Raw genomic sequence first — 13,784 nt, 5'->3', positions numbered from 1 at the left:
TACCCTTTTCTTATTAAACTTGTAGGATAGGAATTCACTCCAGCCAACATCATTTATGAAAATTCACCTATAATGAACTCTTATGGAATATTGATACGTCTATCTTATTAAAACAGTTTTACATAGGGTTTTTCAACAAATGGAAAATAAAACGTCAAAAAACAGGAGACGAATTCATCTCCTGCGAGAGAAACCTTATTAGTTCAATACGCGAACCTTTACTTTCTTTACACCCCAGCGATATGCATCATTTTTTGAGGAAAAGAAGACATCTATCCTATTTCCCTTTATTGCTCCACCTTTGTCAGCAGCTACTGCATAGCCATATCCCTCTACATAGACTTTCGAACCCAAAGGAATTACGCTTGGATCGACAGCAATGATTTTCGCACCTGGATTACTCTTAAGATCTACGCCTGTAGACGTGACACCGGAACAGCCCTTACAACTTGCAGTATAAGCCGTTGATGATACATATATTTCTTTTCCATTTGTAGAACTAACGTTGGTTACTCCGCGTGATGCTTGGGCAACCGTCGTTTGATTTCCGACCGTTACAACCTTATCCTGCTTTTTATGAACTACTTTCTCTGAAAGTAATTCTCTTTTGACCTCTTTGCCATTTTCTTTAATAACTTCATACTTCTTAGAAATGAGTCCGTCTTTTCCTTCTTTGACAACTTTCTCTTTCCCTTTTGATAAGGAGTCATCTTTTTTAGTTATGACAGCAAAGTCAACTGGTTCTTCCACTACATCGGTGACTTTTTCAATTCGAATAACGTTTACCGTATTCTCAGCTTCAACTTTTTCGGCTAATTCTGGCTCAACTCGATCCAAATCATTGAGTTTTACTCCTTGTTGCTTTAAAAAGTCAGCGACAGTAGTCGAAGTTGACCATACCTGTTTTTCGTCTCCACCCACCACTAATTTCAGTGAAAAGGCTTTGTCTATGGCAACTTCCATATTCGCTTCCAGCTTCGTATTTTTGGAAGGCGTGATCTTATCCTGATCCTTTATATTAAGATCTTGTTCTTTTAAAAGTTCGCCTACCGTATCGGTAGTTGACCAAACTTCCTTTGCCTTGCCATCTTCGACCATGACGATTTTTTGCGCAGGCTTCCAGACCACCTCTAAATTATCATCGACCTTGCTGTCTCTTGATGGGTGGACATAGTCTGCGGCTTGAACGGTAATCTCTAAATCTTTCAACATATCATTTACAGTAGATGCGTGTGTCCGCACTACCTGTTTTTTTCCGTCTAGCATTATTGTAACTGTATGCTTTGTTCCTTGATAGATTAGTATTCCCAATGCTGTAGAAACAAGAATCGCACTGCATATGGCAATTGCCATTCTCTTCTTCCCAAAAGGTTTGGGAATAAGGTTTTTCATAGTTTTTAATAGAATGAAAAACTCCTCCTTCCTCCCGGTGATTATATAGACATAGTTATCAAGCTGTCAACCCATTCACTTCTCATTTAGGAAATTACTACCTATTATGCATATTCCGCATTGAAAAGGAAAGGGTGACTTCTCGACATAATAACCCTATAAATGGTGTGAGATTTGTAGAAATCTTAAAAAATGCGATTTTAGCTAGCGAACCCCGGGGAATATTGTAAAAAAAACTGTCAGTTAATGCCGAATAATTTCTTGGCATTTTCCGTTGTTGCCTGGGAAATTACCTCTATCGGGAGTTGTTTGATTTCAGCAATTTGTTCTGCAACAAGCTTCACATAGGAAGGTTCATTACGTTTCCCTCTATAAGGATGGGGCGCTAAATATGGACAATCTGTTTCAATCAATAACCGGTCTAAAGGTACGGCTGCTGCCACCTCTTTAGGTTTTTTTGCATTTTTAAAGGTAACGGGGCCACCCAATGAAATATAGAAATTCATATTAATACATTCCAAGGCTGTTTCTGCACTTCCGCTAAAGCAATGCATGATGCCTCCCACCAAAGATGCCTCTTCTTCCTTTAATATGTTCACGATATCCGCGGTCGCTTCCCGATTATGGATGATGATGGGCAGCCCCACCTTTTTCGCCAATCGGATTTGCTTCCTGAAAACCTCCATTTGAACATCTTTCGGTGATTTATCCCAATGATAGTCAAGACCCATCTCACCAATGGCCACAACCTTTGGATGATTGGATAATTCCTCGATCCATAGTAAATCCTCTTCTGTCATATCTATAGCATCCACAGGATGCCATCCGACTGCGGCGTACATGAAATCATAAGTTTCTATTAATTCCATCGCCCTCGTAATGGTAGGCCGGTCAAAACCAACGACTACCATATTATTCACTCCTGCTTCCTTAGCTCTTTTGATGACCTCTTCCAGATCCTCGTTGAATTGTTCCGCATTTAGATGAACGTGTGTGTCGAATAACATTATTCTTCTTCCTCTCTAGCACTATTTTATTAAAAAAAGAAAGTTTTATGTTTCACATTTAGGTAACAAAAAGATTACAGAGGGCCTATATGCCCCACAAGTGACTGTAAACCTAAAAAACAAACCTATAATCATGTACTTTATCCAAAAGCATAAAGAAAAAAACATAAAGATGTTTCATATGAAACACCTTTATGTTTTTATGGGTTTATTTCACCTTTGAACCATTTGGAATCGCTGAATCAATTGTAGCCACTGAGAGCACTCCATCCTGGCTACCTGCCAAAATCATTCCTTGAGAGAGCTCGCCACGCAACTTAACAGGTTTTAAATTCGTTACACAAATCACCTTTTTGCCTACTAAATCCTCAGGTTTATAGTGCTGTGCAATCCCTGATACGACTTGGCGTTTCTCATAGCCTAAATCAAGCTGCAGTTTAAGAAGCTTATCCGCTTTCTTTACTGGCTCCACTTCCATGACCTGGGCAACACGAAGCTCCACTTTTGTAAAGTCATCAATAGTGATTTCATCAACCTCTGGAATAGTCTCTTCCACTTTTTCCTCGGCCTTAGGGGTTCCACCCTGCATTTGTTCTTTAATATATAAAACTTCCTCTTCCATGTCCAAACGAGGGAAGATAGGCTCCCCTTTCAAAACCTTTGTTTCAGCAGGAATTTGTCCGAACTCCGCTAAGCTATCCCAAGATTTTAAAACATCGTCCTTGATGTTAAGCTGTGCAAAGATTTTTTCAGGTGTTTGCGTCAAGAAAGGCTTCAAAAGAATTGCGGTCCTGCGTAATGATTCCGCCAAATGCACCATGACACTAGCAAGCTCTTCTTTACTTGATTCATCTTTAGCAAGAGTCCATGGCTGAGTTTCATCAATGAATTTGTTAGTTCTGCTCACAAGTTGCCAAATGGATGTTAGCGCAACTGAAAATTCCATGTTTTCCATGGCTTCCTCATACTTGCCTACCGCAACTTGATTCATTTCAAGCAAAGCCTTTTCGAATTCGCCATTGGATCCTTGGTAACTTGGAATCACACCATCAAAGTACTTATTGACCATTGCCACTGTCCGGTTTAATAAATTCCCTAAATCATTTGCCAAGTCAAAATTGATTCGTTCTACAAAGCCCTCCGGCGTAAATACTCCATCAGAACCAAAGGGAACTTCACGCAACAAGTAGTAGCGTAAAGAATCCAAGCCATATCGATCTATCAATGTAACAGGATCGACTACATTTCCTTTTGATTTGGACATTTTACCATCTTTCATGAGAAGCCAGCCGTGGGCAAAGACTTTCTTAGGAAGCGGTACATCCAGAGCCATTAACATGATCGGCCAATAAATAGTATGGAAGCGAACTATTTCCTTTCCGACCAGATGCACATCAGCAGGCCAATAATTCAAGTATTTAGAATCGTTATCCGTGCCATATCCTAATGCCGTTATATAATTGGTCAATGCATCAATCCATACATAAATGACATGTTTCGGATCACCTGGCACCTTGATGCCCCAATCGAACGTCGTACGGGAAACGGCCAGATCTTCCAATCCAGGTTTAATGAAGTTATTGATCATTTCGTTTTTGCGGGATTCCGGTTGAATGAAACCCGGGTTTTCCTCATAAAACTTCAGTAATCGATCCGAATATTTACTCATCTTAAAGAAATAAGACTCTTCTTTTACCTTTTCAACTGGTCTGCCGCAATCTGGACAGTTTCCATTGCTTTCTTCCACCTGACGTTCAGTAAAGAAAGATTCACAAGGTGTGCAATACCACCCTTCATATTGGTCCAAGTATATATCACCCTGATCCAATAGCCTTTTGAAGATTTTCGCTACAACCTCTTTATGACGATCTTCTGTAGTTCTAATGAAATCATCATAAGATATATCAAGCTTTTCCCAAAGCTCTTTAATCCCCGATACGATATTATCTACATATTGCTGCGGTGTGATTCCTTCTTCAGCGGCTTTGCGCTGGATTTTTTGACCATGTTCATCAGTGCCCGTTAAATACATGACATCAAAGCCACGCATCCTTTTATAACGAGCCATGGCATCTCCTGCCACTGTGGTATACGCGTGCCCTATATGTAAATTACCACTCGGATAATATATGGGTGTCGTGATATAAAATGTTTTTAATTTATCTTGCACTTCGTTCCCTCCTCATCGTTTGAAAAACTGGCTTTAGGACTGGCCAAAAACCTACAGTCTATATTTAAAGCTATTATCTCTATTTTAACGCTATATACGATTCTATGCGACAATAATCACTAATCAAATCACCATGTTAATAGAATAAAAATTTCAATTAAACTGAAGGGTAAACATCCCTTATGTCAGCATTACCTCTTACCTCAACAAAATATACCTAAAATTCTTTTTTTGTGCAACAACTCACAAGTTATAGCTTTTTTGAAGAATTATCCTTAATTCAGAACTTTTGTTTTGAAACTAAATTGTATTTAATCATATAATAGAGTAGGAGAAGGATATTCTTACATGCACAGTTTGTCGAATAATGGTGAAGCGAGTAGTTCTTTGTAGCCTATATTTTTTAAAATTTACAAAGGCATCGCCGCTTTTTTTCTTTATAACCCTTTTTGTTCCTTGGAAATGCAGCCATACTCTTTTTTTACAAAAAAATGAAAATAAATCATTGACGTATTTGGGAATGGCTGGTATTATATATTTATAAAAAAATTTGTCGAATATTGACGAAAAAAATAGAAATAGGGTACTAGATTGTAATCTGAGAGGAGAATTTTCAATATGAAATCTACAGGTATTGTTCGTAAAGTTGATGAGTTAGGCCGGGTCGTTATTCCAATTGAACTTCGTCGTACATTGGGAATTGCTGAGAAAGACGCTCTTGAAATTTATGTTGATGACGAGCGCATCATCTTGAAAAAATACAAACCAAACATGACTTGCCAAGTTACAGGTGAAGTTTCCGATAACAACCTTACACTTGCTAATGGTAAATTGATTCTTAGTCGTGAAGGTGCTGAATTACTAATCCAAGAAATTCAACAAAACTTCGCTACTTCTAAATAAATGATATAAATAAAAAACTTCCGATTTTCGGAAGTTTTTTTTGCTTATTTACCATCGTAAACATTATTCCATATCAATGTGATACGCTTGATACACATCACGTTTTTGTATATTACGATCTTTTGCGACCTGCTTGATTGCATCCTTTGAACTGAACTGCTTGATTTCTACATAATGATCAACATGACCGACTAAATCAAGGGCCATCCACCAGGCCTCCTCTGGTTCGTCCTCCGACCATTGCCCACCTTCTACTATTAAACAGAACTCACCACGGATCTCGGATTCCATCGCCCACGTCAATGCTTCACCTACCGTCCCCCGAATGAACTCTTCAAATTTCTTAGTTAATTCGCGGCATAATACTATACGACGGTCGCCTAGAATGTCTTGCATGTGTTTTAATGTTTCTTTTAAACGATGTGGCGATTCATAAACGATCCATGTCGATTCAACCTTTTTTAACTTTTCCAGTTCTTTCTTTTTTTCTTTAGCACCCCGCTGTAAAAATCCATAAAAGTAAAAAGGCTGTGGAGCGAGTCCCGATGCAATCAATGCCGTTAATGCAGCATTTGCCCCCGGCAACGGTATGACTTTAAACTGCTCAGCAATCGCATCCTTGACCAGTTCATATCCCGGATCGGAAATCGTCGGCAAACCAGCATCACTTACCAATGCGATGACCTCTCCTGATCGAAGCCTCTCTAGCATCTGCTTCCCGCTATATTCCTTATTATGTTCATGATAACTGACGATAGGTGTCGAAATTTCGAAGTAATTACATAATTTCTTTGTGTTTCGCGTGTCCTCAGCAGCAATGACATCCGCTTCCTTTAAGATTCTTAAAGCCCTAAAGCTCATATCCTCAAGGTTTCCTATCGGGGTAGGAACCAGATATAGAGCTGGCTCCAATCCCTCTTTTTCAAAACTCTTTTGCTGCCACATATCATGTATCCTCCTTTGCCATCCACTTTTGTTTTTGTTTTCTTGTCAGTTGCTTAAACTGATATTCAGCCTGCATGGCCAATGTCTGGGTTTCAAATATTTCATGATGAATCAATTCAACGGGGGTCCGCCCTCTCGTATACTTTGCCCCCTTGCCTTGATTATGAGCATCTATTCTACGATCCAAGTTATTTGTATACCCAGCGTAATAGCTGCCGTCCCTGCATTTTAAAACATAAAAATAATGCTTATTCCTCTCCATACAAAATCCTTCTGATTTCAGGATTATAATCATTTTGATCATTATACACAACAAGGGGAGGAAGAATCTTTAAATCAGGGTTCCCATCCTTTATCCCTTCAATAAGAATCGTATTTGCTTCTTTCGAGCTTTTGGGATAAACGAATTGTAGTCGCTTCGGCTCAATCCTATACATCCTCATTAAACGCAGGATATCCATCAGGCGGCCAGGTCTATGAACGAATGCGGCTTTCCCCCCTTGACGAAGCAACTGACTTGAAACACGCATGACGTCCTCAAGATTACACATGATTTCATGCCGGGCAATTGCAAAATGCTCATTTTTGTTAATTTCCTCGATTGATGGCGTCGGAAAATAGGGTGGATTGCAAGTAACCACATCATATTTGCTATACCCTATCTGCTTTGGAATCTCTTTTATATCTCCATGAACCATCTCGATCTGGGAAGATACGCCATTATAGTCCATGCTCCTCTGGGCCATGTCATATAAACGCTCTTGAATCTCAACACCCGTAATTGTCCCTTTCGTTCTTGTACTCAGCAGCAATGGTATGACCCCATTCCCTGAGCAAAGATCCACGATTTTCCCTTTTTGAATCGGAACATTCACGAACCTCGATAATAAAACGGCATCTAATGAAAAAGAGAACACCGATGGACTCTGGATGATCCTTAAATTCTCGGCCAATAGATAATCCAGACGTTCGTCTCCTTTAAGTTCTACCATTGCTGTTACCCTCCTATTTATGTATAGAAAAAGCATGCTTAGGGCCCATGCTTCGACATTTGTATCGTACAAAAAAGGGGCCTGACTCATAGTATGCGTCAGACCCCGAATCACTATATATTGTAAACGGTCTATCTATCACGTAAAAGAGATGGAACATTCTTTTATATTATTCCATTATCACTTCTTATTTAAAAAAGATAAACAGAACAGGCAATCTCCTTCTTTTCGTAAACTGCCGAAATGCAGATTACAAATATGGAAGCCTTCTTGATAGATACGGGCTAAATTATCATAGCCTTCCCCGATATCCATAACCTTGTCCGCACTAGCAGTACGGTTTTTCACTTTTTGTTTAACCTTTACTGTAGCAGGCGCAGTTTCGACTTCCACAAGGCCTAACCGATTACGCAAGTGCTCGTTTTCCAGCTTGAGCGACTGATTTTCCTCAAGAATTTCAGCTAAGTTCTGCTTCAATTCTCCAAGCTGCTTATATAATTGGCCTATCTGGGTTTCCATATTGGTCACCGACTCAAAAATATCTTTCTTATCCACGCTCTCCCACCACCTTAATAATCTGTGGCTTGAATAGAAACGGCTCCCTCTTTTAGAATCTCATCTAGAGTATACTCTAATACTCTTTCCTGCTCGATTAGTTCAATCTGAAGTACGCGTTCTAGAATATTAAGCCCCACTACTTTGCCTTTGCCACCAGGCGTATTAATCATTTCACCTAAATCAGGAAGCATTTCCTTCGCACTTTCATACTCATCATTTTCATATTTCAGACAGCACATCAATCGACCGCATAACCCTGAGATTTTTGTAGGGTTTAATGATAAATTTTGATCCTTCGCCATTTTGATGGAAACGGGTTCAAAATCTCCAAGAAATGTGGAGCAGCAAAGCATTCTGCCACATGGTCCAATGCCACCAAGCATCTTTGCCTCATCCCTTACCCCAATTTGGCGCAGTTCTATCCGAGTTCTGAATATGGCAGCTAAATCCTTTACTAAATCACGGAAATCCACGCGACCATCCGCTGTAAAATAAAATACGACTTTATTTCTGTCGAAAGTATATGACACATCTACTAGCTTCATATCCAGCTTATGCTCAACGACTTTTTGACAACATATAGAGTAAGCCTCTTCTGCAGCTGCCTTGTTCTCATCAACAATAAGCTTATCTTTTGCATCAGCGACCCGTAGTACCTTTTTCAATGGCAGGACAACATCGTTTTCATCTACTTGCTTACGGGCTGTAACAACTCTACCGAATTCAACACCGCGGACAGTCTCCACTATTACAAAATCGTCCTTAGGAATAGCGAATTCACCCGGATCAAAGTAGTATATTTTGCCCGCTTTTTTAAAACGGACACCTACAACATCATACAAATCATGATCCCTCCTGCAAATTCAGCACAAGCTGTTCCATCAACAGCTGTGGATTCGTGTTGGACATCAGCTTTCTTTTTGCTTCCAAAATACACACCATATGTTCAGCAAGGCGTCTTGGGGAAAGATGAAGAGCGTGAGTTTCAAATTCCTTCAGTTTATTCTGGAATACAACGAAGTCCTTTTTGTCCAACTGAATGTATAATAAATCCTTATATATAAGAAGTAACAAATCAAGACCTCTGTCTACCTGTTCTCTTTCTTGGAAGTGTGGAAACCAATCCGTCTGAAGGTACAACAAGGCCTTCAATGAATTGAGTTTTAACACTTCATATAATTTTACCACTATTTTTTGAGCTTGTACAAACCATTCATCATTGCTTAGCTCGATTCCGGCTTCCACATTCTGTGTTATATGCGCGATAACCGAAGCAAGCTGTGGCTCTAAATCCTGTTCTACCAGCTTCCGTTTCACATTCTCCGGGGATAATGGCTTGAACGAAATCACTTGACACCTTGATAATATAGTCGGCAGAATCCTCTGAAGCTGTTCGGTCATCAATATTGCCACCGTACCGGCCGAGGGCTCCTCTAAAAATTTCAATAGACTGTTGGCTGCCCCAACCGACATTTTGTCCGCATCGGCAATCATATAAACCTTTCGATCGGCCTCTACGCTTTTTTTCGAAAATTCTTCTTGAAGCTCTTTAATTTGTTCCTTCTTTATTGAGAGTCCATCTTTTTCTATCAAATGGACATCAGGATGATTTCCACTTGAAATCCGTTTGCAATTCCTGCAAAGTTCGCATGGCTCATAACCTGCTTTTGGTGCTTCGCATAGTAAGCTTTTGGCAAAGGTTTTACTTATTTCTTGCTTACCTGTCCCTTTTTCCCCTTCAAATAAATACGCATGAGCGACTCTGTTCTTCGTTATGCTATTTTGCAGCATCGTCATTACCTGTGGCTGAATTTGACTCATATCCTGCCATGTTTTATCCAAAACCATCAACTCACTTACGTATATAAATTAATCAGAAGCCCTTTAATTTCACCAATCATTTCTAATATTTCAAGCGAGCTTTTCTCTTTATTAAGAATTTCCTCGCTTAATTCGACTAGTCTTGCATCTATCGTTTCTACGGTTTTCAATGGCCGGCTCTGACCATATTGGTTCCAGCTCGTCGATTGCTTCAGTTCCAGTCCATAATCGACCGCTTCCTTAACAAACCGTTTCACTAGTGCTTTATATTTTGCCAATTCCCTAAAAGTACGTGACCGAACTAAACGCTGGCCAGCCCCTTCAATGTCGCCTATCAAACGGTTTAAAGTTTGGATTTGCATTTTTTGATCCTGTGTCTGGACCAGTTGTTGAAATCTCCCGTTTCCTGTTTGGAACTGTTTGGCATCTTGTCTCGCTTTATCCAACTTAATGGGGATATCATGGTTGATTTTCATAATGAACCTCCATGCAGCTAACCGTTAAAATTGTAAAAAGTTTTCAACCGGTAGTACAAATATGGTTGCACCGCCTACTTGTATCTCCACTGGGTAAGGTACGTAGGACTCGGCATTCCCGCCCATCGGTGAAACAGGTGACACTAACTGGGATCGTGACTGACAATTTTGTTTGATGATCTGGATAGCTTGTTCAACACGTTCATCCTCTGTACCGATCATAAATGTCGTATTACCTGATTTTAAAAACCCGCCAGTGCTGGCAAGCTTGGTTGTTCCAAAATTATTTTCTACTAATTCATTCAGCAGCCGATGACTATCCTTATCTTGAACGACAGCAATGATCATTTTCATTCTCATCATCCTCCGGTTACTCTGAATTTTTTCATATCTCTATTATAGCAACTAGTCCATGCCCGGAATAGTATCCCGTTGAATAATATGGTAATCAATACTTTTTTTCTAAAATGTTTAACAAGCCGGCTTTCGATTCTTCAAAAACTTCATCAATTGTCCGGCCTGCATCCACGATAATGAAACGGTCCTTCCATCTATTTATAATGAACTGATACCCGTCATATACTTTTTTATGGAAGTCCAGTGCTTCAAGGTCCAACCGGTTCACTTCCCGTTCTCTATTGGATTGGATGCGCCTCAATCCTTCTTCAGGCATGATGTCAAAAAAGAACGTGGCATCCGGCATCATGTCTCCAATTGCGAATTTATTGATATTGTAAACCTCTTCTATATCCAAGCCCCTTGCATGGCCTTGATAGGCTAACGAGCTATCTATAAATCGGTCACAGAGGACTATTCCCCCTCGTTCCAACTCCGGCATGACCACTTCCACTAAATGCTGACGTCTTGCTGCGGCGTATAATAAAGCCTCTGTTCTCGAGTCCATAGCTGTATTCGCTTTATTCAAGATAACCTCCCTAATTTGCTCCGAAATGGGAACTCCTCCTGGCTCACGTGTTAATAGGACTTGGTAGCCTTCTTGTTGGAGGGCCTTGCCTAGCATTTGGGTGATTGTTGTTTTCCCAGCACCCTCAGGCCCTTCCATTGTTATAAAAATACCGCGTTTCATCGATGTACCTCCAAGGTTCTTTGTTTGTAGTATATCATTTTAACCATCCTGACCGCTTTCATAAACGATTAATTCTCCGTTTGAAAGGGAGGAACCGCCATGAAACCTGGATCCCAGGTCAAGCAGCCTCCTTAAGTTGGTTATATGCTCAGCAGTAATCATTTCCCCGGACATAATTAAAGGGATTCCCGGAGGATAAGGAATGACCATCTCGGCAGATACCTTACCTATGGCACTTCTCAATGCGGCCGGTCTCGATTTTTTTTGTTTCATGACGGAGTATGGCATTTCAAGACCCGTCATTGACCTTTCATCAAGCAAGCTAACAACTTGATTTGCTTTCCAGCTTCCAGTTCTGTCTTTAGTGGCGTTTTTTATATTTTGGACGATTTCAGAAAAAGGGAAATCGGTACCCATCTTTAATAAAGGCAAAATCATTAACACATTATTAGGATCAGCTAATTCTGTAAAAATACCTTTGGCTTCACACAACTGCTGTAACTCAAAACCACTTAAACCCATTGTTGATTGAATGACGACTTTCAATGGGTCTGCTGAAGTGCCTGGTGGCGCCTCTAATACTCTTATTGATTGTAGAGCGGCTAATTCACCTCTGAAACCTACTATCTTTTTAATTAGGCTATTTTTATCTTCTGATGTAAAAGAGGCTAAGTAGGCTCTTGCTAAATCGAGCGATCCCATAATTGGGTAAGATGGACTGCTCGACTGAAGCATTTGTAAATAGAACGATACTTCATCGGCAGCAACTAAGGATGAATTGAGATGAAGATATGACCCCATCGTCATAGCCGGCAATGTTTTATGTGCTGAATGAACAACGGCATCTGCACCTGCCAATATAGCTGATTTAGGAAAAGGACTTCCTAACTGAAAATGAGCGCCATGTGCCTCGTCTACCAGCACAGGGATTCCCCTTTGATGGGCAAGTCTCACGATTTCCGTCAAATCCTCACCGAGACCATAATAATTCGGATAGGTTACAATAATGGCTTTTACATCAGGATGGACACCTAAGGCTTCTTCCATTAATTTTGATCCTACACTGCCAGCAATGTCCCATTTCTCATAAAAGTCCGGTTGTAAAAAGATCGGTTGAACATTCGCTAACATCAAACCATGTAAGATCGATTTATGGCAGTTTCTTTGAACGAGTACCTTATCTCCTTCACGGCAGACCGCAAGGATCATCGCAATGTTACCTACGGTTGACCCATTAACCAGAAAATAACTCCTCTGTACACCATATAAATCAGCGAGTAGTTGCTCAGACTTTAAAATGGCCCCTTCTGGAGCATGCAGGTCATCTAAACCGTTTATCTCTGTAGCATCCAAACCAAGCAGTGGGTTATATAGAAATTGCCCTTTTTTACTGAACACCTGTCCATTTTTATGTCCTGGAACATGAAGGGATATTGGTTTTTTTTTATAAAAATCACTCATTGCATCGAACAACGGTGTCTGTGATTGATTCATTTTTCTCTTCCCTCAAATCATAGTATTTTATTATTTTATCAAATAAGTTCAAATTTATCTCATATTGCGGTGACAGAAAGGCAATTATGCAGGGAAAATATGAAAACATAAGTTGGATACGCAGCATTCATCCAAAAAAAGAGTCAGAGAATGAGGAAACAATCCATTCCTTCATTCTCTGACTCTCCAACTTTCCATAAACTATTTTTTCATGAAAATATTTCAGGATTAGTGATTTTTCTTAATTGCTTTAAGTAATATTTGTACCGGGGATCATTTGTATCCGTGCCGATCATATCCCTTTCACATTCCTCACAAATAAAGGTCGTATATAGATGTATTCCCATCCCTTTTATTTGTTCACAAACCACGCACGATTCCCCTGCCGTTGTTTTGGTTGTTGTTGCCAACATCTCCACCTCCATACCTGCATTCTCCCCAAAAACCATCGTTCGCATACATTAGTTTAAATAGTTTAAGAGAACCGGGGCTGCTTTTAACAATGTATGATGAAGATTTTCAATACGTGTATGTCTCTATAAAAGTTTCCATAATTGAAAAAACCACTATAACTACTGGTTTTTCTTTTTTTTAACGAAAAAAGACCAGCCGGATGGCTGATCTTTAAAATGGCTTGGCGGCGTCCTACTCTCACAGGGGGAACCCCCCAACTACCATCGGCGCTGAAGAGCTTAACTGCCGTGTTCGGAATGGGAACGGGTGTGACCTCTTCGCTATCGTCACCAAACATATCAGGAACGTTGTTCCTTCAAAACTAGATAATAAGAAGGTATTTCATTTTTCAAAAAGCGTTGGTTAAGTCCTCGATCTATTAGTATCAGTCAGCTCCACATGTCGCCACGCTTCCACCTCTGACCTATCAACCTGATCATCTTTCAGGGATCTTACTAGCTTGCGCCATGGGAAATCTCATCTTGA

General features: G+C 40.0%; 15 protein-coding genes and 2 rRNA genes. 1 reads left to right on the top strand and 16 read right to left on the bottom strand.

What is annotated here, in order from left to right; all coding sequences use genetic code 11:
- Positions 1-198: 198 nt before the first annotated feature.
- The 3 genes from LQ203_RS23890 to metG form a co-directional block, all read right to left on the bottom strand.
- Positions 199-1,353: a G5 and 3D domain-containing protein gene (locus LQ203_RS23890; protein WP_230162002.1), complete on the bottom strand. Its 1,155-nt coding sequence runs from the start codon at positions 1,351-1,353 to the stop codon at positions 199-201.
- A gap of 278 nt (positions 1,354-1,631) precedes the next feature.
- On the bottom strand, positions 1,632-2,399 hold the full coding sequence (locus LQ203_RS23885) for a TatD family hydrolase (protein WP_230162000.1): 768 nt from the start codon (positions 2,397-2,399) through the stop codon (positions 1,632-1,634).
- A 208-nt stretch (positions 2,400-2,607) separates the two neighbouring features.
- The gene (metG, locus tag LQ203_RS23880; protein WP_230161998.1) at positions 2,608-4,569 is read right to left on the bottom strand and encodes a methionine--tRNA ligase; all 1,962 of its coding nucleotides are present in this window, start codon (positions 4,567-4,569) and stop codon (positions 2,608-2,610) included.
- A gap of 618 nt (positions 4,570-5,187) precedes the next feature.
- Here metG and LQ203_RS23875 point away from each other — a divergent pair.
- Positions 5,188-5,472 carry an AbrB/MazE/SpoVT family DNA-binding domain-containing protein gene (locus LQ203_RS23875; RefSeq protein WP_230161996.1) on the top strand — a complete coding sequence of 95 codons (285 nt, stop codon included), beginning with the start codon at positions 5,188-5,190 and terminating at the stop codon, positions 5,470-5,472.
- 63 nt (positions 5,473-5,535) lie between these two features.
- Here LQ203_RS23875 and rsmI read toward each other — a convergent pair whose 3' ends face one another.
- The 13 genes from rsmI to LQ203_RS23810 form a co-directional block, all read right to left on the bottom strand.
- Positions 5,536-6,417, bottom strand: coding sequence for a 16S rRNA (cytidine(1402)-2'-O)-methyltransferase (gene rsmI, locus LQ203_RS23870; RefSeq protein ID WP_230161994.1), 882 nt, complete (start codon positions 6,415-6,417; stop codon positions 5,536-5,538).
- Between the two features lies 1 nt (position 6,418).
- Positions 6,419-6,679, bottom strand: a complete 261-nt coding sequence (locus LQ203_RS23865) for a GIY-YIG nuclease family protein (RefSeq protein WP_230161992.1) — start codon at positions 6,677-6,679, stop codon at positions 6,419-6,421.
- Positions 6,666-7,409, bottom strand: a complete 744-nt coding sequence (locus LQ203_RS23860) for a tRNA1(Val) (adenine(37)-N6)-methyltransferase (protein WP_230161990.1) — start codon at positions 7,407-7,409, stop codon at positions 6,666-6,668. Before LQ203_RS23860 ends, LQ203_RS23865 begins: the two co-directional genes overlap by 14 nt.
- A gap of 180 nt (positions 7,410-7,589) precedes the next feature.
- A complete protein-coding gene (gene yabA, locus LQ203_RS23855; protein ID WP_230161988.1) occupies positions 7,590-7,964 on the bottom strand; it encodes a DNA replication initiation control protein YabA in 375 nt (124 codons plus the stop codon).
- Between the two features lie 14 nt (positions 7,965-7,978).
- The gene (locus LQ203_RS23850) at positions 7,979-8,809 is read right to left on the bottom strand and encodes a stage 0 sporulation family protein (RefSeq protein WP_230161986.1); all 831 of its coding nucleotides are present in this window, start codon (positions 8,807-8,809) and stop codon (positions 7,979-7,981) included.
- 1 nt (position 8,810) lies between these two features.
- The gene (gene holB, locus LQ203_RS23845; protein WP_230161984.1) at positions 8,811-9,809 is read right to left on the bottom strand and encodes a DNA polymerase III subunit delta'; all 999 of its coding nucleotides are present in this window, start codon (positions 9,807-9,809) and stop codon (positions 8,811-8,813) included.
- A 14-nt stretch (positions 9,810-9,823) separates the two neighbouring features.
- A complete protein-coding gene (locus tag LQ203_RS23840) occupies positions 9,824-10,264 on the bottom strand; it encodes a YaaR family protein (protein WP_230161982.1) in 441 nt (146 codons plus the stop codon).
- Positions 10,265-10,288: 24 nt separating this feature from the next.
- A complete protein-coding gene (locus LQ203_RS23835; protein WP_230161980.1) occupies positions 10,289-10,618 on the bottom strand; it encodes a cyclic-di-AMP receptor in 330 nt (109 codons plus the stop codon).
- A gap of 94 nt (positions 10,619-10,712) precedes the next feature.
- A complete protein-coding gene (gene tmk, locus LQ203_RS23830; RefSeq protein WP_230161978.1) occupies positions 10,713-11,351 on the bottom strand; it encodes a dTMP kinase in 639 nt (212 codons plus the stop codon).
- Positions 11,352-11,390: 39 nt separating this feature from the next.
- Positions 11,391-12,845 (bottom strand): aminotransferase class I/II-fold pyridoxal phosphate-dependent enzyme, encoded by a 1,455-nt coding sequence (locus LQ203_RS23825; protein WP_230161976.1) that lies wholly within the window; start codon positions 12,843-12,845, stop codon positions 11,391-11,393.
- Between the two features lie 209 nt (positions 12,846-13,054).
- Positions 13,055-13,270, bottom strand: a complete 216-nt coding sequence (locus tag LQ203_RS23820; RefSeq protein ID WP_230161974.1) for a sigma factor G inhibitor Gin — start codon at positions 13,268-13,270, stop codon at positions 13,055-13,057.
- 207 nt (positions 13,271-13,477) lie between these two features.
- A 5S ribosomal RNA gene (gene rrf, locus LQ203_RS23815) occupies positions 13,478-13,593 on the bottom strand.
- Between the two features lie 64 nt (positions 13,594-13,657).
- Positions 13,658-13,784, bottom strand: a 23S ribosomal RNA gene (locus LQ203_RS23810); the annotation flags it as partial.

Origin of the sequence: Peribacillus sp. Bi96, assembly GCF_918698115.1 — a bacterium.
In the GTDB taxonomy this organism is placed as follows: domain Bacteria; phylum Bacillota; class Bacilli; order Bacillales; family DSM-1321; genus Peribacillus.
Note: the sequence above shows the minus strand (reverse complement) of the source record. Positions and strands in the feature narration are given on the sequence as shown.

Bases quoted from the DNA above. Each gene is read 5' to 3' on its own strand.
- LQ203_RS23890 (WP_230162002.1), bottom strand. From the start codon at position 1,353: ATGGCAATTGCCATATGCAGTGCGATTCTTGTTTCTACAGCATTGGGA.
- LQ203_RS23885 (WP_230162000.1), bottom strand. From the start codon at position 2,399: ATGTTATTCGACACACACGTTCATCTAAATGCGGAACAATTCAACGAG.
- LQ203_RS23875 (WP_230161996.1), top strand. From the start codon at position 5,188: ATGAAATCTACAGGTATTGTTCGTAAAGTTGATGAGTTAGGCCGGGTC.
- rsmI (WP_230161994.1), bottom strand. From the start codon at position 6,417: ATGTGGCAGCAAAAGAGTTTTGAAAAAGAGGGATTGGAGCCAGCTCTA.
- LQ203_RS23865 (WP_230161992.1), bottom strand. From the start codon at position 6,679: ATGGAGAGGAATAAGCATTATTTTTATGTTTTAAAATGCAGGGACGGC.
- LQ203_RS23860 (WP_230161990.1), bottom strand. From the start codon at position 7,409: ATGGTAGAACTTAAAGGAGACGAACGTCTGGATTATCTATTGGCCGAG.
- LQ203_RS23840 (WP_230161982.1), bottom strand. From the start codon at position 10,264: ATGAAAATCAACCATGATATCCCCATTAAGTTGGATAAAGCGAGACAA.
- LQ203_RS23835 (WP_230161980.1), bottom strand. From the start codon at position 10,618: ATGAAAATGATCATTGCTGTCGTTCAAGATAAGGATAGTCATCGGCTG.
- tmk (WP_230161978.1), bottom strand. From the start codon at position 11,351: ATGAAACGCGGTATTTTTATAACAATGGAAGGGCCTGAGGGTGCTGGG.
- LQ203_RS23825 (WP_230161976.1), bottom strand. From the start codon at position 12,845: ATGAATCAATCACAGACACCGTTGTTCGATGCAATGAGTGATTTTTAT.
- LQ203_RS23820 (WP_230161974.1), bottom strand. From the start codon at position 13,270: ATGGAGGTGGAGATGTTGGCAACAACAACCAAAACAACGGCAGGGGAA.